Origin of the sequence: Haloferula rosea (genome assembly GCF_016595525.1) — a bacterium.
In the GTDB taxonomy this organism is placed as follows: Bacteria; Verrucomicrobiota; Verrucomicrobiia; order Verrucomicrobiales; family Akkermansiaceae; genus Haloferula; species Haloferula rosea.
In genome coordinates this window covers 68,354-86,177 of the sequence record NZ_JAENII010000013.1, presented here as the reverse complement: position 1 = coordinate 86,177, position 17,824 = coordinate 68,354, and the positions used below count along the sequence as shown (strand labels likewise).

At 61.5% G+C, this 17,824-nt stretch carries 21 protein-coding genes; 8 read left to right on the top strand and 13 right to left on the bottom strand.

Annotation, left to right across the window (positions count from 1 at the left end):
• Positions 1–9: 9 nt before the first annotated feature.
• From sucC to JIN81_RS15355, 4 genes are all read right to left on the bottom strand, one after another.
• On the bottom strand, positions 10–1,194 hold the full coding sequence (gene sucC, locus JIN81_RS15370; RefSeq protein WP_200281763.1) for an ADP-forming succinate--CoA ligase subunit beta: 1,185 nt from the start codon (positions 1,192–1,194) through the stop codon (positions 10–12).
• 108 nt (positions 1,195–1,302) lie between these two features.
• Positions 1,303–1,902 carry a leucyl/phenylalanyl-tRNA--protein transferase gene (gene aat / locus JIN81_RS15365; RefSeq protein WP_234045022.1) on the bottom strand — a complete coding sequence of 200 codons (600 nt, stop codon included), beginning with the start codon at positions 1,900–1,902 and terminating at the stop codon, positions 1,303–1,305.
• A complete protein-coding gene (gene xseA, locus JIN81_RS15360; protein ID WP_200281761.1) occupies positions 1,889–3,259 on the bottom strand; it encodes an exodeoxyribonuclease VII large subunit in 1,371 nt (456 codons plus the stop codon). The genes aat and xseA overlap by 14 nt, the downstream gene beginning before the upstream one ends.
• A 129-nt stretch (positions 3,260–3,388) precedes the next feature.
• On the bottom strand, positions 3,389–3,784 hold the full coding sequence (locus tag JIN81_RS15355) for a DUF2721 domain-containing protein (protein WP_200281760.1): 396 nt from the start codon (positions 3,782–3,784) through the stop codon (positions 3,389–3,391).
• A 98-nt stretch (positions 3,785–3,882) separates the two neighbouring features.
• On the opposite strand from JIN81_RS15355, the gene cls reads away from it, so the two are divergent.
• Both cls and JIN81_RS15345 read left to right on the top strand, forming a co-directional pair.
• Complete coding sequence (cls, locus tag JIN81_RS15350) at positions 3,883–5,313, top strand: cardiolipin synthase (RefSeq protein WP_200281759.1); 1,431 nt, start codon at positions 3,883–3,885, stop codon at positions 5,311–5,313.
• 57 nt (positions 5,314–5,370) lie between these two features.
• Positions 5,371–6,795 carry a DUF4139 domain-containing protein gene (locus tag JIN81_RS15345; protein WP_200281757.1) on the top strand — a complete coding sequence of 475 codons (1,425 nt, stop codon included), beginning with the start codon at positions 5,371–5,373 and terminating at the stop codon, positions 6,793–6,795.
• A 36-nt stretch (positions 6,796–6,831) separates the two neighbouring features.
• Here JIN81_RS15345 and JIN81_RS15340 read toward each other — a convergent pair whose 3' ends face one another.
• Positions 6,832–7,383: a DNA-3-methyladenine glycosylase I gene (locus JIN81_RS15340; RefSeq protein ID WP_200281755.1), complete on the bottom strand. Its 552-nt coding sequence runs from the start codon at positions 7,381–7,383 to the stop codon at positions 6,832–6,834.
• Between the two features lie 103 nt (positions 7,384–7,486).
• Between JIN81_RS15340 and JIN81_RS15335 the strand changes: the two genes are divergently transcribed.
• Entirely contained in the window at positions 7,487–9,067 is a 1,581-nt protein-coding gene (locus JIN81_RS15335; RefSeq protein WP_200281753.1) for a glycine--tRNA ligase, read from the top strand.
• 179 nt (positions 9,068–9,246) lie between these two features.
• On the opposite strand, the gene JIN81_RS15330 is transcribed toward JIN81_RS15335, so the two are convergent.
• On the bottom strand, positions 9,247–9,561 hold the full coding sequence (locus tag JIN81_RS15330; RefSeq protein WP_200281751.1) for an EF-hand domain-containing protein: 315 nt from the start codon (positions 9,559–9,561) through the stop codon (positions 9,247–9,249).
• A 168-nt stretch (positions 9,562–9,729) separates the two neighbouring features.
• On the opposite strand from JIN81_RS15330, the gene JIN81_RS15325 reads away from it, so the two are divergent.
• Positions 9,730–10,170 (top strand): 23S rRNA (pseudouridine(1915)-N(3))-methyltransferase RlmH, encoded by a 441-nt coding sequence (locus tag JIN81_RS15325; RefSeq protein WP_200281748.1) that lies wholly within the window; start codon positions 9,730–9,732, stop codon positions 10,168–10,170.
• Between the two features lie 6 nt (positions 10,171–10,176).
• Here the strand turns inward: JIN81_RS15325 and JIN81_RS15320 are convergent, their stop codons facing one another.
• The 3 genes from JIN81_RS15320 to JIN81_RS15310 form a co-directional block, all read right to left on the bottom strand.
• Complete coding sequence (locus tag JIN81_RS15320) at positions 10,177–10,368, bottom strand: hypothetical protein (RefSeq protein WP_200281745.1); 192 nt, start codon at positions 10,366–10,368, stop codon at positions 10,177–10,179.
• A 72-nt stretch (positions 10,369–10,440) separates the two neighbouring features.
• On the bottom strand, positions 10,441–11,256 hold the full coding sequence (locus JIN81_RS15315; RefSeq protein WP_200281743.1) for a hypothetical protein: 816 nt from the start codon (positions 11,254–11,256) through the stop codon (positions 10,441–10,443).
• Positions 11,257–11,297: 41 nt separating this feature from the next.
• A complete protein-coding gene (locus tag JIN81_RS15310; RefSeq protein ID WP_200281741.1) occupies positions 11,298–12,092 on the bottom strand; it encodes a hypothetical protein in 795 nt (264 codons plus the stop codon).
• Positions 12,093–12,231: 139 nt separating this feature from the next.
• Here JIN81_RS15310 and JIN81_RS15305 point away from each other — a divergent pair, with 139 nt between their 5' ends.
• The 4 genes from JIN81_RS15305 to JIN81_RS19675 all read left to right on the top strand — a co-directional run bounded on the left by JIN81_RS15305 (position 12,232) and on the right by JIN81_RS19675 (position 16,002).
• Positions 12,232–13,983: an ABC transporter ATP-binding protein gene (locus JIN81_RS15305; protein ID WP_200281740.1), complete on the top strand. Its 1,752-nt coding sequence runs from the start codon at positions 12,232–12,234 to the stop codon at positions 13,981–13,983.
• Between the two features lie 119 nt (positions 13,984–14,102).
• Entirely contained in the window at positions 14,103–15,179 is a 1,077-nt protein-coding gene (locus JIN81_RS15300; protein WP_200281739.1) for a TlpA disulfide reductase family protein, read from the top strand.
• 16 nt (positions 15,180–15,195) lie between these two features.
• Positions 15,196–15,723: an alpha/beta hydrolase gene (locus JIN81_RS15295; RefSeq protein WP_200281738.1), complete on the top strand. Its 528-nt coding sequence runs from the start codon at positions 15,196–15,198 to the stop codon at positions 15,721–15,723.
• A 9-nt stretch (positions 15,724–15,732) separates the two neighbouring features.
• Positions 15,733–16,002: an alpha/beta hydrolase gene (locus JIN81_RS19675; protein WP_200281927.1), complete on the top strand. Its 270-nt coding sequence runs from the start codon at positions 15,733–15,735 to the stop codon at positions 16,000–16,002.
• Here JIN81_RS19675 and JIN81_RS15285 read toward each other — a convergent pair.
• From JIN81_RS15285 to JIN81_RS15270, 4 genes are all read right to left on the bottom strand, one after another.
• Positions 15,999–16,346: an acyl-CoA thioesterase gene (locus JIN81_RS15285; RefSeq protein ID WP_200281737.1), complete on the bottom strand. Its 348-nt coding sequence runs from the start codon at positions 16,344–16,346 to the stop codon at positions 15,999–16,001. The genes JIN81_RS19675 and JIN81_RS15285 overlap by 4 nt on opposite strands.
• Positions 16,347–16,349: 3 nt before the next feature.
• Positions 16,350–16,820, bottom strand: a complete 471-nt coding sequence (locus tag JIN81_RS15280; RefSeq protein WP_200281736.1) for a DoxX family protein — start codon at positions 16,818–16,820, stop codon at positions 16,350–16,352.
• Entirely contained in the window at positions 16,817–17,281 is a 465-nt protein-coding gene (locus tag JIN81_RS15275; RefSeq protein ID WP_200281734.1) for a Jag family protein, read from the bottom strand. Before JIN81_RS15275 ends, JIN81_RS15280 begins: the two co-directional genes overlap by 4 nt.
• Positions 17,282–17,359: 78 nt before the next feature.
• On the bottom strand, positions 17,360–17,803 hold the full coding sequence (locus JIN81_RS15270) for a GAF domain-containing protein (RefSeq protein ID WP_200281729.1): 444 nt from the start codon (positions 17,801–17,803) through the stop codon (positions 17,360–17,362).
• Between the last annotated feature and the right edge of the window lie 21 nt (positions 17,804–17,824).

Genomic DNA, 17,824 nt, shown 5'->3' with positions numbered 1-17,824 from the left:
CGTTGAAGTTCAGGCGGAAACGGCGGCGACAATCTTCTCGGCACCATCGGCCATCGTGGTCGCAGCCTCAATGTTCAGACCACTCGCTGCCAGCGTCGCCTTGCCGGCATCCACATTGTTTCCTTCCAGACGCACCACCAGAGGCAGGGGCAATCCGGTTTCCTTGGCGGCCGCAACCACCCCTTCGGCGATCACGTTGCAGTCCATGATACCCCCGAAGATGTTGATCAGGATGCCCTTCACGTTCGGGTCACCGAGAATGATCTTGAAGGCGGCGGTCACCTGCTCCTTGGAAGCACCACCACCCACATCGAGGAAGTTCGCCGGCTCACCGCCGTAGTGCTTGATGATGTCCATCGTGGCCATCGCAAGACCCGCACCATTCACCAAACAGGCGATGCTGCCGTCGAGACCGATGTAGTTCAGGTCGAACTCGGAGGCCGCCACTTCGCGGGGATCCTCTTCTTCGGTATCGCGCATCGCGACGATGTCCGGATGACGGAAAAGCGCGTTGTCATCGAAGCCGAATTTCGCGTCGAGAGCCAGCACGCGGCCGTCCGGAGTCGTCACCAGCGGGTTGATCTCGAGCATCGAGCAATCGCACTTGATGAAGAGCGAATACAGATTCTTGAGCAGCTTCGCGAACTGCTTGGCGATGTCACCGGAGAGACCCAGCCCCGCGGCAATCTTGCGGATCTCATATCCCTGCAGTCCGAGCAGCGGGTGCACGAACTGACGCATGATCTTCTCCGGGGTGTCGTGAGCCACGTCTTCAATGCTCATGCCACCTTCGGTCGATGCCACGATCACCGGACGGGACGTCGCACGATCCATCAGGATCGCGAGGTAGTATTCATGCTCGATGTCAACCGCTTCAGCGACCATCACCTTGCGAACCAGGCGACCCGCCTCGCCGGTCTGCACCGTCACGAGCGTTTCATTGAGCATCTTGCCGGCGTATTCAGCAGCCTGCGCGGGGGACTCGATGAGATGCACCCCACCTTGGAAGCCGTTCTTGAAGTGCCCCTTGCCACGACCACCCGCATGCACCTGCGCCTTGATGACCAGCTTGGAGCCGGCGAATTCCTCCGCCGCAGCGGATGCCTCTTCGGGCGATGACGCCACCTTCCCCTTCGGACTGGGCACGCCGTATTGATCAAAAAGCTCCTTCGCTTGGTACTCGTGGATGTTCATGTCGCGGAAATTTTCCGGGCGAAGCTGTTCTCCCCATCCCTCGTGGTCAAGGACTAGTGAAACCGGATTGGCGAGAACAGTTTCCGTCAGCAATCCCATGCATGCCACTCATGGGACAGCGAGGTCCGAAAGCGCGCCCCGAAGCAGCTTGAGGTAGTCGGCCCGGGGCACCTCGTAGCCGCCGAATTGGCGCAGATGATCCGTCATCCACTGGGTGTCCAGCAGCTCGAATCCACCCTCCCGCAGCCAGCCCACCAGTCCGACCAGAGCCACCTTCGAAGCATCCGTCCTCTTCGAGAACATGCTTTCCCCGAAAAACGCCCGACCCAGCGACACCCCGTACAACCCACCCTGCAGTCCGTCGGCATCCCAGCATTCAAAGGAGTGCGCGTAGCCAAGTTCGAAAAGCTTCACGTAGCTCGCCACGATCCGATCATCGATCCAGGTTTCATCGCGGTCGGCACAGGCCCTCACCACCTCCTCGAACACAGTGTCCCGGCGCACCTCGAAGGGACGCTGGCGCAGAGCACGCCGCAGCCCCTTGGGCACATGAAACCGGTCATCCACGGGAATCACCCCACGCTGCACCGGCGAGAACCACATCAGCTCACCCTCCTCCGCCATGGGAAAGACCCCCTGCGCGTAGGCAGAAAGCAGCACCTCGGGCGGAATGATGTCGCCGCATTCCTCCATCCTACCCTCCCTCATCCACAGTGCTTTCCACCACACCATCCTTGAACCTCGTCCGCAACTTCTGCCCCTTCCGGACCTCCTCCACGGAATGCAGGATCTTCCCATCAGCATCCGTCGTGATCGAGAATCCACGCTCAAAGGCTGACTCCGGGCCGAGCGCACGCAGCAACCCACCCAGATGCCCCAGACGCTCCTCCAGCTCCACCACCCGCGTCTGGGTCGCGCGAGTCAGACGCCCGCCGATTGCATCCAGACTCTGAATCCGCTGCGCAATCTGGCGCTCCGGCCGCAGTGCCTCAAGGGCACGTTTGGATCCATTCAGCCTCTGCACCTGCTCCTTCCACGCCACCTCCACCGCCGCACGAAGTCTCGCCCCAAGTTGATCCAACCTCATCACAGGCTCCCTCAGGAGACGCTCGCCCCCCCTCGAAAGGACTCCCCTCCGCGCATTCTCCAGCACGAGATCCAGCCGACCGATCCGGTCCCCGACTCGCCGCCGCATCCGACGCCCCAGCATCTCGAACCGGGAGCGCAGCTCGGCGCTGTCCGGCACCGCCAGCTCCGCCGCGGCACTCGGCGTCGGCGCCCTGAGGTCGGCGACGAAATCCGAGATCGTGAAGTCAATTTCATGCCCCACCGCCGAAATCACCGGGATCGGGCATTCCGCGATCGCCCGGGCGACGACCTCCTCGTTGAAATTCCAAAGGTCCTCCAGTGAGCCCCCACCCCGACCGACAATCAACAGATCGCACTCGGGCAAGCCATGCTCGGCGGCCCGTCCCAGCTGGCGAATGGCGGCCGCGATTTCCCGCTCCGCCCCCTTGCCCTGCACCCTGACCGGGAAAATCACCGGCTGCACCCATGGCGCCCGGCGCTCGAGGACCTGCGCCATGTCGCGAATGGCCGCACCGGTCCCCGAAGTCACCAGCCCGATCGTCCGCGGAAACCCCGGAAGCGGCTTCTTGCGCTCCGCCGCGAACAGCCCTTCCGCATCCAGCTTCCGCTTCAGGGCCTCGAAGCGCGCCTGCAACTCCCCCAAGCCCGCCCGCTCGACCTTGGCGACGATGATCTGCAGCTGACCACGCGCCTCGTAAACACTCGGCTCGGCAAACACCCGCACCTTCACCCCGTCCTCCAGCACCTCCGCTCCCGGCTTCCGACGTGCTCCGAACATCGCGCAGGAAATCTGCGCCCGCTCGTCCTTCAGCGAGAAATACCAGTGCCCGCTCCCCTGCTTGCGCAAGTTCGAAACCTCACCCTCCACCCACTGCTCACCCAGTTCGATCTCCAGCAGATTTTTCATCCGCCGGACCAGCTGGGTGACACTCAGCGCCTTCGGTTCCGACGGCTTGCCTGATGAAAATAGCTCCACGCCCGGAGCCTAGTGAGCGTGGACACTCCTGTCCACCACTCGGCCCGATTACCGACAGCCGCTCCTATTGGACCGCGAGCTTCAGCTCGCCGCAAAGCCCGAGCCGATTCAGCCGCCGACTCAAAAGCCTCATTGCCCCTCTTCCAGTTCCCGCAGCATGATCCGCAGTGCGCCACCGGAGATCCATACCTCCACCATCAGGCAAGCCAGCGAGGCCCCCATCAGCACCAGCGCCCCCCAGAACGCCCCCTGCGCCGGCACCTGCAACGTCGCCATCACCGCGACCATCGAGACCACACACAGGAACAGACTCACGGCCCCGAGAAACTGCATCCAGCGGATCAGGATCAGCCGTCGCCGTAGATTCGCGATCTGGGCCAGCAAGCGTTCATCCTCCTTGTCCAACCAATCGCGATAGAGCTGCCGAATCAGGGCCGCCAGATGCAGAAAGCGGTTCGTGAAGGAAAGGAACAGCAGACTGATCGCCGGAAACAGCAGTGCGGGCGTGGATACATCCAAGGTCACGCCCCCATTCAATCCCCCAACCGCCCCCAGGCCGACCACAAAGATCGAACCCGCCCCGAATCCTTTCCTTCTCCTCCAAACCCGCCTAACGTCTCTCCATGAACCCATGGGAATGGATCCCCGGCCTCACCGCCATCGGCCTGCTGTGCTTGCACGTCGCGGGTCTCGCCCACGTCATCCATGTGATCATGCACGGCAGGACCGCTCAGGGCACCATCGCATGGATCGTCTGCATGGTCGTTGCTCCATGGGTCGCCATCCCCTCCTACTGGGTGTTCGGGCGGAAGAAGTTCACCGGCTACGTCCATGCTCGCCGAAAGGAGGACCAGGAGCTCGAACGACTTTCGAGCGGGATGAAGGAGCGGCTGAAGCACTACGAATTCAAGCCTGCCGGGGTATTCAGTCGAGCTGCGGAGCTGCTCGGTGGGCTCCCATTCACACGGGGAAATGAAGCCGAGATCCTGGTCGACGGAAACCTCACCTTCGAATCGATCTTCCGCTCGATGGCCAGCGCGAAGCACTACATCCTCGTCAACTTCTTCATCGTGAAGAACGACCGGGTGGGCACGAAGTTCAAGGAAGCCCTGATCGAACGCGCCACCGCCGGTGTGAAGGTCTACTTCCTCTTCGACGAGGTCGGTTCCCACAAACTGCCGTCGAGCTACCTCGAAGACCTCCGCAATGCAGGAGTCATCTGCCACTCGTTCGGAGTGAACCGCCGCTGGTGGTCGCGCCTTCAGATCAATTTCCGCAATCACCGGAAGATCGTCGTCGTCGATGGCGAGGAAGCCTTCATCGGAGGACTGAATGTCGGTGACGAATACCTCGGCCGGGATCTCAAGTTCGGAGCCTGGCGCGACACCCACCTGCGACTCCGCGGTCCCTCCGTGCAGGCCATCCAGCTCGTGTTCCTCGAGGACTGGAACTGGGCCGCCGATGAAATCCCACCGCTGAGCTGGAACGGCTCCGTCGAGACCGCCGACCAGACCATCGCCATCATCCCGACCGGCCCCGCCGACATCGGTGACTCGTGGCAGCTGGTCGTGGCGGAGGCCTGCAACAACGCCCGCGATCGCCTGTGGATCGCATCCCCCTACTTTGTCCCCGATCAGGGCGTGCTCACCGCCCTTCAGGCAGCCGCCATCCGCGGCGTCGATGTCCGCATCCTCATTCCGGAGAAGGCCGACCACCTGATGGTCTGGCTGGCCGCGTTCTCCTTCTATCAGGAAGTCATCCCCTACGGCGTCAAGCTGATGCGCTACCACCGCGGCTTCCTCCACCAAAAGGTCATGCTCATCGACGACAGCTATGCCTTCATCGGCACCGGCAACCTCGACAACCGCTCGTTCCGTCTGAACTTCGAGATCTCGGCGGTTTCGACCGACCCCGGCTTCATCGATGAAGTCACCCACATGCTCGAACTGGACTTCAACCACGCTCGCGAAGCAGCACTCACCGACCTCGACGATCGATCCTTCGGATTCCGGCTCGCCTGCCGCACTGCCCGGCTGTTCGCGCCCATCCTCTGAGAAAATTGTTCATTTCGCTGTCACAATCCTCCCCCGCCCCGCCAATACCTGATGATCATGAAACACTCGATTCTATTGACCGCACTGAGCCTGCCGCTGTGCCAGGCCGACACCGCCCTGACCATCTACAACCGTGACCTCGCCGTGATCCGGGAGACCATCGGACTCGACCTCAAGGCAGGCGTGAACCCCGTCACCTTCGATCGCGCCACCGCCAGACTGCAGGCCGACTCGGTCGTGCTGCGCGACCCCGCGGGTAATGTCACCTTCAACATCCTCGAACAGAGCTACCGCAACGATCCCGTCAGCCGCTCGCTCCTCCTCAGTCACTTCGAGGGCCAATCGATCGACTTCCGCCAGACCTACCCGGATGGCCGCGTCGAGCTCACTTCGGGCAAGATCATCCGCTCCGGCCACGTCCCGGGTGGCCAGCCCCAGTCCCCCATCATCGAGGTGGACGGAAAGATGCGCTTCCAACTCCCCGGCGAGCCCCTGTTCCCCACCCTCGGGGACGATTCCATCCTCCGCCCCACCCTCGCCTGGGACATCCATTCGAAGGAGGCCGCTCAACTCGACGCCCAATTGTCCTACCTCAGCCAGGGATTCCGCTGGGAAGCCGACTACAACTTCGTCGCCCCCGAAAAAGGTGAAACCGCCACCCTCAGCGGTTGGGTCACCGTGGACAACCGTAGTGGCACCGGCTTCACCGATGCGAAGATCAAGCTCGTCGCCGGCGATGTGAACATCATCCAACCCCAGCCCGCCATGTCGATGGCACGCGCCGGCCGCGCCATGATGGAAATGGATGCACTGGAAGCAAAGGTCGAGGAAAAGGCCTTCGACGACTTCCACCTCTACACCCTGCCCCGGCCCCTCACCATCCGGGACAAGGAAACCAAACAGGTCGAGTTCCTGCGCGCCCCGAAAGTGAAGGCGCAGAAGTCCTACGTGTATGATGCGGCCAAAATGTATCGCTTCCACGGCGGCCGAAACACCAACCCGATTCAGGGCCAGACCTTCCCCAAGGACGTCGCCATCTTCTGGGAATTCACCAACGACGAGGAAAGCGGTCTTGGCATGCCGCTACCGGCCGGGCGCATGCGCTTCTATCGTGCCGATGACGACGACGGGAACCTCGAGTTCGTCGGCGAGAACAACATCGACCACACCCCTCGGAATGAAGAACTCAGTCTCTACACCGGAAATGCCTTCGACCTCGTCGGTGAGCGCAAGATCACGGACTTCAGCCGCAAGGACCGGGAGAACTGGATGAAGGAAACCGTCGAGGTCACCGTCAAGAACCGCTCGAAGGAAGCCAAGACCATCATCGTGCGCGAGCACCTCTGGCGCTGGTCGAACTGGAAGCTCGAGAATGCGTCGATGGAATCCGAGAAGAAGGACGCCAACACCATCGAGTTCACCGTGCCACTCGAGCCCGACGAGGAGAAGACCATCACCTACACCGCCCACTACTCGTGGTAAGCGGCCAGGTCCCGGAGCCGACGCGCTTCGGGACCGTCATTCGCTCCGGCGGAAGCAATCCAGCGTGTGGTCGTCGACCATCCCCGCCGCCTGCATGAAGGCATACATCGTCGTCGAGCCGACGAAGGTGAAACCCACCCTGCGCAGCTCCTTGCTCAAGGCATCGGATTCCGGAGTGCTCGCCGGCACGTCGGCCAGCCGCTCCCAGCGGTTGACGATCGGTTCACCACCGACGAATCCCCACAGCCAGTCGACCGGATTCTCGAGTCCGAGCCAGGCACGGGCATTCTGCCTGACCGAGAAAATCTTCCCCCGGTGCCGGACGATGCCCGGATCCGCCACCAGCTTCTCCAACTGACGATCGGTCATCCCCGCGACCTTCTCGGGCTCGAAATCGTGGAAAACCTTCCGGTAGTGGGCCCGCTTCTGAAGGATCGTCCACCACGAGAGCCCGGCCTGGGCCCCCTCCAGGCAAATCATTTCGAACAAATGCCGCGGATCCCGCGAGGCCACCCCCCATTCGTGGTCGTGGTAATCGACATAAAGTTCGTGCTGAAGCGGCAGCCACGGGCAACGGGTCTTCTCCATGGGCGCTGAGGCTGGAGATCGTTGCCCCGAAGCGCAATCCCGCCTTGCCCGGATGCCACCAGCCTGATTTCCTCCCCGCCCACCAATCCACCCCACCAGAATCATGGCTAACAAGGACCACACCGACCCCGAGAAGATGGAGAAGATCGTCTCCCTCTGCAAACGCCGCGGCTTCATCTTCCAAGCAGGCGAACTCTACGGCGGACTGAACGGATGCTGGGACTACGGCCCGCTCGGCGCCGAGCTGAAACGCAATCTCAAGGACTACTGGTGGCGCAAGACCGTGCAGGAACGTGACGATGTGCTCGGCATGGATGGCTCCATCCTCACCATGCAGCAGGTCCTCAAGGCATCGGGTCACCTCGATGGATTCAGCGACCCGATGAGCGACTGCCTGCTTTCCAAGGCCCGCCTGCGCGCCGACCAGGTCCCCGAGCAGGACGGCACCGCAGTTTGGTATTCCGGCGCCGAGCTCCAGGACACCGGCTGGAGCGTCCAGCGCGAATTCGCCGTTCTCGTTCCCGAAGGCAAGGACCCCGCCGCCTCGAAGAAGGTCGCCCGTCAGTTCTACGCCCAGTTCATGCCGGACAAGAAGGTCTCACCGAAGGAACTCGTTCTTAACGAGGAGAAACAGGAGGTGCTCAAGGGCACGACCCGTTTCAATCCTGACAATGGATCGCTGCTTACGGAACCGAAGGACTTCAACCTGATGTTCCAGACCAAGATGGGAGCATCGGCCGATGACAATGACCCGAATGCCATCGCATTCCTCCGTCCCGAGACCGCCCAGTCCATCTTCGTTCAATACAAGAACATCCACGACTCGAACCGCATCAAGCTGCCCTTCGGCATCGCCCAGGTCGGCAAGTCGTTCCGCAACGAAATCAATCCGCGCAACTACACCTTCCGTAGTCGCGAGTTCGAACAGATGGAAGTCGAGTTCTTCTGCCATCCCGACGACGGCATGCGCCTGACCGACGAGTGGCTCGAGACCCGCCTCTGCTTCTACGAGGAAATCGGCATTCCACGCGAGAAACTGCACATCCTCGATGTGCCGGACGGCGAGCGCGCACACTACTCGAAGAAGACCTACGACATCGAATACGAGTTCCCCTTCGGCATCCAGGAACTGGAAGGCGTGGCCTACCGCACCGATTACGACCTCGGCAAGCACCAGAAAGGCTCGGGTCGCCCGCTCGAATACTTCGACGAGGAAACCAAGGAGCGCTTCATCCCGCATGTCGTCGAGCCCTCGGCCGGTTGCGACCGCACCGTGCTCGCCCTGATCTGTGAGGCCTTTGAAGAAGAGGAAATCACCAACGAGAAGGGCAAGACCGAGACGCGCAACGTGATGCACTTCTCACCCAAGGTCGCCCCGATCAAGGTCGGCATCTTCCCGCTTCTCAAGAAGAACGAAGAGCAGGTCCGCATCGCCCGTGACATCCAGAAGACCCTCCAACCCTGGATGACCGTCTTCTACGACGAAGGCGGCGCTGTGGGCCGCCGCTACCGTCGTCAGGACGAAGTCGGCACCCCCTTCTGCGTGACCATCGACTTCGATACCCTCGGCGAAAACGGCGAAGACCTGAAGGGCACCGTGACCGTCCGCCACCGCGACTCCATGGAGCAGGAACGCCTGCCGATCGATGGACTCCTCGCGTGGCTCCTCGAGCGCATCCGCTGAGGTATCGGAAAAGCCAATTCCCCATCGGGAGAAGCCAATTCCCCATCGCCCCAGTCGACTCCTCCGTGGAGCCCCGGCTGGGGCATTTTCATGCCTGCCCTTCAGGCGCTTGCCACAACTCAGGCGCTTGCCACAACTCGAACCCGGCCAGCATCAGCCTGCCCGCACGACCGATGGACTCACGGTTGATTCTCGGGCAGAGGGGAATCAATGGCGTGCTGGGATTCCCAGCGCGAAATCGAGCCGTCCTTGTTCACGTCGTAGTGTTTGAACAGGCTGACAATCTCCTCATTGGTGATCCCTCCGACGTCGGACTCCTTCACCCCCTGCTTCACCTCGGCCAAGGTCAGACCACCGTCGGCGTTGTAGTCAAAGCGATCAAACTTCTCCTGCAGCGCCATGATCTTCCGGTTCCGCGCAATTTCCGACTCAGGGTCGAGCTTGGCCGGACCGCATGAGGCCAGTATCAAAGTCAGAGGGAGGAGATGCTTCATATCTCCGAACTATTCACCCCGGAGGCTTCCTCGGCAAGCCCCGATGATCGAACCATCAACGGTGCCCTCCACGACCGAACGCGGTGAAGGAGGCAAATCCACCCTCTTCAAAGCTCCCACCCCCCACCGCACTTGCTTCGGGTTCCGCACTGGCCTTGGATGGGCCCGATGCATGTCCGCCTGTTCGTCGCCGGGAAACCCTCGCTCGCCTACGCGAAAACCGGCGTGGCGGAATACCTCAAGCGCTTGAGCCGCTACGGGAACTTCGAGCTCATCCACCTCAAGGCTGGATCCTCCGAGAAAGTCTCAGCCGACCTTCTGGAGCGCAGCAAGGGCCACCATCGGATCGCCCTCGACGAACGAGGCAAGGCATTCACCACGGAGCAATGGGCCCAGACCTTCGAAACCCTTGAGATGAACGGAGAGGTCAAGAACGTCTCCTTTCTCATCGGCGCCTCCGATGGACACACGGAGGAACTACGCCGACAGGCAGACGCCATCTGGCAGCTCTCCAGCCTCACGCTGCAGCATGAACTCGCGCTCGTCGTCCTGCTCGAGCAGCTCTACCGTGTCGCCACCTACCGGCGTGGCGAACCCTACCATCGCTGACCGAACTCAGCGGCGTTGCTGCTGCGGCAGACTGCCGAGCGCACCACCACCCTGTCCCGCCACCGGGCTGTTCCATGGGATGCGGCGAGACGAACTCTCAGGCGCACTCGATTGCGGATTGAGATCCGGATCGTTGGTCGTGCAGGACACCATCGGCAGCGTGCCGAACAACAGGGCGAGGGCGAGGAGTGATCTCATGGACGTGAGCATAAAAAAGCCCCCGCAGCTTTCAAGCTTGCGGAGGCTGGAAATTTTCAGGCTTCGAGAAGCTCAGTTCGTGGCCGGCTTGGTGAGGATCACCCGATCGCCGGGCTGGAGACGCACTCCGGGAACCACGGTGTCGAAGTCAATCTCGGCAATCGTCTGCGATGCCTCGATGGAAGATGGATTAACCTCGGCGATCATCCGTCCGTCGCGCTTCACGATCAACCGGTTCTGAGGAGCGAATCCGCTGTTCGATCCGGCGCCGATGACCACGAAGCCCCAGTCCTGATCCACTGCGGTGATCACCGACTCCATCGCATTGCGACGGATGCGGGCGTCACGCTCGGCCTTCTTGCCCGCCAGGCGACCAATCTCCTTGCGGTTCTTGGCCACGGTGTTGTTGGCGGCATCAATGTTGGTATCGAGTTCCTCGATGTCGGCGATCAGCACCTTGCGGGTGTCTTCAAGTTCCTTGATCTTGCCATCGATGTTGTCAGCGGTGACTTCACCGGTGAAACCGAGTTTGACCAGTGCGTCCTTGGCAGCCTCAAGACTGTCCTGTCCGGCCTTGAGCTCAGCGGCCTGCTCTTCGAGCGTGCTGTCGATCTCGGCCTTCTCACGGGCAAGCTCACGAGCCTTCGACTCGAGGCTGGCGATGCTTTCCTCCACCTCGGCGCGGGCGCTCTTGGCATCGGTCAGCTTCTTGCTCTCTTCATCCAACTCGACCTTGGTCTTGTCGGCATTGGCGGAGACTTTCTTGTTTTGGTTGATCGTATCGACCCGGATCGTCTGCTGCTCGACGAAGTTCTCCTTGTTGATGTTGGAGAAGTAAGCGGCGGCTGCGATGGCGAGGAGCGAGAGAACGTAGAAAAGTGCCTTCATGGGGTTTCTTACTGGAAAAGGTTTTGCGTTGCGGAGGCGACTCAGTTGGCGGCTTGGGCTTTGGCTTCACCATCGTTGGATGGCACCACCTTGTCTCCCACCATCAGGACCGTGTCCTCGGCCAGCGAGTCGGGCACGATGTCGGCTGAAGCTCGACCGGCTTCCACCGAACGGACTTGAAGTTTGGCGACCGTTTCACCGCCGCGAACGACGTTCAGACGCGAACCGGCGACCACGCCCGCGCTGTTGCCGGCTCCGAGGGTCACAAAACCCCAGTTGCCGTAGATGGCAGTGATCCGGGTGCTACTGAAGTAGGACTTCTTCTGGGACACCTTGGTGTTGATCTCCTGGTAGCGGTCGATCGAGGCTTCGGTGCCGTTCTTCTCACTGATCAGATTGGCGAGGGTGGCGGTTTTATTGGCCTTGTCGTCCTCAAGACCGGCGATCTCGTTACTCATCCGCTCGATCTTGCCCGCGATCTCGCTGAGCTCACCCAGCTCCTTGGTCTTTTCCTTGAATTCGTCGATCTTGACCTGATTGTCGGCGATTGCTTCGCGACCGGAATCGATGGCGGATTTCAAACCGGCATTCTTCTCTTTCTGATCGGCCTCGGTTTTTTGTTTGGCGATCGTGTCTTCCTCGACTCCCTTCCGCTCATCAATGGTAGCGTCGCGGTCATCCTGAAGTCCCTTGAGTCGCTCCTGACTCTTCTTGAGGCGTCCCTGCTCCTCTTCCCGGTTTTCAATCTCAACAGTATACATCTCCTTGTTCTTGTAGGCGACGTAGGCGGAGGCCGCGAGGACAACGGCAGTGAGGATCGCAAAGATATTGGCCATAGGTTTTTCTAAGAAAGATTGGGCTTCTTGGAGGCGAAAACTAGGGACCGACGCCCCCCCCCGGCAACCCTTAAATGCAGGTTTCCCAAACGTGACTTTACAAAGGATGGACAGTGCCACAACGGTGCCCCAGCCAACGATGCATTCCGTTCTCCGAGTCTTCTCCTACCTCCGCCGCTATCCGCTCCTCGCGGGTGCCCAGTTCGTCTGTGCCACCGTGATGGCGGTTTCCGTCATATTTTTCCCCTCGGTGACCCGCGTCGTCATCAACGACATCCTCCCGGATCCCGCTCGTCAGATGGAATTGGGCTTCTGGGTGCTGCTCGGACTTCTCAGCTTCCTCATCAAGGACGGACTCAATTGCGCGAGAATCTTCGTCAACAACCACTTCGAGCAGAACGTCATCTACGACATCCGCTCGGACCTCTATCGGAAGATCCAGCGCCTGCCCCTCAGGTGGTTCGATTCGCGGAGGACCGGCGACATCATGACACGGGTCGTGGAGGATGTGACTTCGATGGAACGCGTGCTCATCGATGGCATCGAACTGGGGCTGGTCTCCTTCATCCAGCTGGTCGCCGTGGGACTGGCCATGTACCTCGCCGACTGGCAGGTCGCACTCTGGGCCACCCTGCCCATCCCCTTCCTCGTGCTCGGGGCATGGATCTACTCGAAGGACGCCCGCCACCGCCATAAGGCCGAGCGCGATGCCACCTCGGCCCTGAATTCCCTCCTCCACGACAACATCGCAGGCATCCGGCAGATCAAGTCATACGCCGCGGAAAGCGAGGAGCACGCCAATTTCAACCGGCTCTCCCACCAGATCCGGAAGACCACCCTGCGACTGATGTCGTGGTGGGCGGTGTACAACCCGTCGATGTCGTTCATCAGCATGGTTGGCTACGTGCTGGTGCTCTGGTTCGGAGGCCAAGCGGTCATCGAAGGACGGATGGACCTCGGCGATCTTATCTTCTTTTTCCTCCTCATCAGCCTTTTCTACGAGCCGGTCACCAAGCTCCGTCAGCTCAACCAGATGATCCTCAGCTCGCGCGCCGCCGGCGACCGGGTCTTCGAGATCCTCGACTCGGCCAACGAAGCCAACGCGAATCGTGGCAAACGCCTCCCCGCTGAGATTCACGCCGACGTGCGCTTTGACCAGGTCTCCTTCTCCTACGACGAGCAACCCACGCTCAATGAAGTGACGCTCCACGCCCCTCCCGGGCAGACGGTGGCGCTGGTCGGCTCGACGGGTGCCGGCAAATCCACCGTGCTGTCATTGCTCAACCGTTTCTACGAGCACAACGGCGGCGCCATCACCATCGACGGTCAGGACATCGCCGAACTGGCGAAAACCTCGCTGCGCGAAAAACTCGCCTACGTGACCCAGGAGCCCTTCCTCTTCAATGGATCGGTGCGGGAGAACCTGCTTCTCGGCAAGCGCAACGCGACCGAGGAGGAAATCTGGACCGCCATCGATGCCGCCCACGCCGGGGCCTTCGTGCGCAATCTCCCCAAGCAGCTCGACACCCACGTCGGCGAACGCGGCGTGAAGCTCTCCGGCGGAGAGAAACAACGACTCTCCATCGCCCGTGCCCTGCTCAAGAACGCCCCCATCCTGCTCCTCGACGAAGCGACGGCATCCGTGGATTCGGAAACCGAGCGCGAGATTCAGGCGGCACTCGATGCCCTGATGGCCAACCGCACCGCCTTCGTCATCGCTCACCGCCTGTCGACCATCCAGAACGCCGACCGCATCTACGTGCTCGAGCACGGCCGGGTCATCGAACAGGGCACCCACAGCGAACTCCTCGCCAAGGAAGGGAAATACGCGGAACTCTGTCGCAAGTCCTTCCTCAATCAGCAGGCCCCGACCGAGGTGGACCCTTCCTGAATGCCCCGCCCCATCGAGCCGGGGAGACACTGGAGCACCACGGCGGCGCGGAGCATTTCCCCGCGTTTTCTCGAAAAACATCATGGCCAGGAGCAGGGACAGACGGCAGTAGTTTCAGCATGAAAGCCATCGTCGCTTCCCTCGCATGCCTCACCCTCGGTCTCCACGCCCAGGCACTGAAGCCGGGAGACAAGGTCACCCCCGAAGCCATTTCCCAAGCGGAGTTCCTCCAAGGAAAGGCTCTCGCCGACTGGGAACCCGGAAAGCTCTACATTCTCGAATGCTGGGCCACCTGGTGCGGACCCTGCATCGCCGTCATTCCCCACGTCGACGAACTCTACGACAAATACCACGATGAAGGCCTGCGCGTCATCGGCATGAACGTCTGGGAAGATGGCCGCGACAAGGTTGCTGACTTCGTCAAGGGCCGTGGCGAGGGCATGTCCTACCCGGTCGCCTACGTCGGCAAGGGTGGTGCCTTTGAAAAGGACTGGCTCACCGCAGCCGGCATCCGCGGCATCCCTCACGCCTTCCTCGTCCGTGATGGGGAACTGCTGCTGACCACCCACCCTTCCCAGCTCAAGGAATCGACCGTGGTGGAACTCCTTGCCGGCGGTGACCGCTCGGCAGCCGCCATCAAGGCAATGCGCAACGCACAGGAAAACAGCGGCAAGGTCCGCGAGATCCTGCGAGCCTTCACCACCGCCGAGAAGAACAAGGATGCGGATGCCATGATGCAGGCCATCGAGGACCTCGAAGCCCTCGACCCGACCTTCACCCACCTGCCCCGCATGAAGGTCGACCACGCCGTGATGATCGAGGACTGGGACAAGGCCAACACCCTGCTTGAAGGCATCGACGACCGTCGGGTGGCCCTGATGTGCGCCTCGGTCGTCACCCGACGGATCGACACCCTCGAGCCCGCGCCGCCCGCGCCCTTTCTCGAATCGATGGTCGAGATCTTCAAGAACGCCCCCGCTGAGGACCTCTTCGCCAAGGGAAGCCGGGCGCGCATGCTGTGGAAACTGGACCGCAAGGACGAAGCCATCGCCACCGCCAAAGAAATGGCAGCCAACCCCGGCGTGATGCCCAAGCAGGCGCTCCAGTCCTTCGCAGACAGCTTCGAAGCGGGCACACCGGAGACCATGATGGACCTGATGAAGGCCGTGCAGGCCGCCAATCAGCCCCAGCGTTGACCCCACTCCCGACCCGATGGCAGCCATCTTCCAATCGTGGTGGTTCCGCCTTCTGCGGATTCTCGCCGTCGGCTACGGCTGCCTCGTTCTCTTCGCCTGCAGCATGGCCGATCGTCTGATCTTCATGCCGCCCCGGCCAAGCTACACTTCAGACGCGTCGGCCCTCGTCATGATCCCCTCCGCCTCCGGGAATCCGGTCGCGGCCTTCCACTATCCCGCCCAGGCTGGCAAACCGACCGTGCTCTACTCGCACGGCAATGCCGAGGACATCGGCCAGTCGATCACCCTCTATCAAGCGTGGAAGGATCTTGGCTGGGGGGTCCTCGCCTACGACTTCCCCGGCTATGGCCAGTCGCCGGGAAGCCCGAGCGAGTCCGGGGCGGAAGACGCGATCGACGCTGCATGGATCTTTCTAACCGACCAACAGGGCGTCGCTCCCGGCGACATCGTGGTCGTCGGCCGATCCGTCGGTAGCGGGCCCTCCGTGTGGTTGACGCGGACGAAACAACCCGCCGCCCTGGTGCTGATCTCCCCTTTCACCTAGACCTTCGCCATCCACTCCCCCGCCCAATACCTCCTGCCCGGCAACCGCTTCCCGAACCTGAAGCGGATTCGACGAAATCAGACGCCTCTGCTTGTCATCCATGGCGAAGCCGACCGCATTATTCCCGTCAGTCACGGCCGCGAACTCCACGCCGCCAGCCCATCCAAGCACAAGCAGTTCACCGGCGTCCCGGGCGCGGGTCACAACGACCTTTTCTACCTCGCCGGTCCGCAAGTCATCGAGACCATCAAGGACTTCGTCGAGAACCCACAGCCCTAGCGGATCGCCCGCTTCCGACCGGTGTCATCCACACTGACGTAGGTCACCAACGTTGTGAAGATGGGCGGTGCCCCGGGGTTCCGACGGTTGAACACCTCGACCTTGTAGCTGACCGAGCTCGCCCCTTCCTTTTCCTTGGTGCAGTGGATCGACAGGATCGTGCCCTGCCTCACCGAGTGACGGAACTCCACTCCATCCATCCCGATCGTCACAAACTGGCAATGCGGGTAGTCCAGTGACGCCGCGATCCAACAAGCTTCGTCGACCCACGCGAGCAAACGCCCGCCAAACAAGAATCCGAAATGATTCAGGTCTTCAGGCAGGACGAGACGCTGGGTTTCCATCGGTCAGAAAAAGCGCTTCTTCTTCTCCTTGTAGAGCATCCGATCGACGGAATACCCGCCGGCGCCCGAAACGATCAAGGCGAGACACGGGATCAGGTAAAGCAATGCCGGCTCCTTCGACGGACCCGGATCGCGAGGCATGAAAAACGGATCCAGCGCGTGGACCTGAAAGGCGCCGATCACCATGGCGAACCCCAGCAGGAAAGCGGCCGGTCGGGTCGCCAGACCCAACACGATGCACGCCGCTGCCCCGACTTCGGCCGCCAGAGTGGCCATCATGCTGACCGGCGGCGATATGAGCGAGAGAGGCCAGACACCAGGCACTGGCCAGACATCCTTCTTCGCCTCGAAGGCCGCAATCTTCGGCCAGCCATGGCCCACCAACATCATCAGACCGATGCCGGCACGCAGGACGAGGAGGCCACCGGACGCGACCGCATCGCGGGTTCCGCAATCAAACCAAAACTTCTTCATGATTCGCTCTTTTTCTTCACCCGCAGGTTGATCCGCTTGAGTCGGTCATCCCCACCGGGAGACACACTCTCGACTTCCGGATGATCGACCAGTGCCTTGTGCACCAACCGACGATAGTAGGCATTGAGCGGCCTCATACGGAACGGTTTGCCCGAAGCCTTCACTCTTTCCGCCAACCCCCGGACTTCCTCGATCAAATGGTCCTCCTGAATCGCCCGGTAATGCTCACAGTCCACCTTGATCCTCGGGGCCTTGGGGAAATGCTTCTTCAGCACCCGGTTCACCAGATACTGCAGGTCATCGAGCCTTTCACCATCCCTCCCGATCAGGAACTTGCTCTCGCTGGTTGAAATCTGAAGGCACGGACCTTCCTCCGTCTCCTGCACCTCGATATTCGCATGGAACCCGAGATGCCCGAGCATCGTATCGAGAATCTTGCTGGCTGCTTCCTCCGCTTTCATGCTCTCAAACTAACAATCGCTTCGGTCCGGTCAATCGTCTGGCGTGGACAAAACCACCATCACCCCCGAAGTCCGTTCCTACTCGGCTTCCCAAACGAACGCCACCTCGCCGGCCCGCCGTGCCAATTCAGCCTTTTCCTGCTCGGTGAACTCATACGGCTCCCGCTTTCCCACTCCGAGCGTGCCGATGACCACATCCCCTTCCGCCGAGAATACCGGCACTGCCAGGGAGCCCGACACCTTCGTCTGCCGCGCACCCTCCTTGGCCACACCGCCCAGATCCTCCTGCAAATTGCAGAGTTCGACCGGCTCGCGGGTCGAAGCCGCGGCGCCCGCGATGCCCTTGCCAAAGGGAATGCGCTGGATCACCGGCATCAGGGGCTCGGGCACTCCGATCGCCGCCACCAGGTCCAGCCACTCGCCATCCGCCCGATGGAGCGTGCCCGTTTCGCAGCCGAAATCGGCCAAAACCGCCGTCATCCATGCTTTCGGGTCCGCTTCCTTGAATTCACTGCCGCTCATGGTCCCTATCCTCTTCCAGCC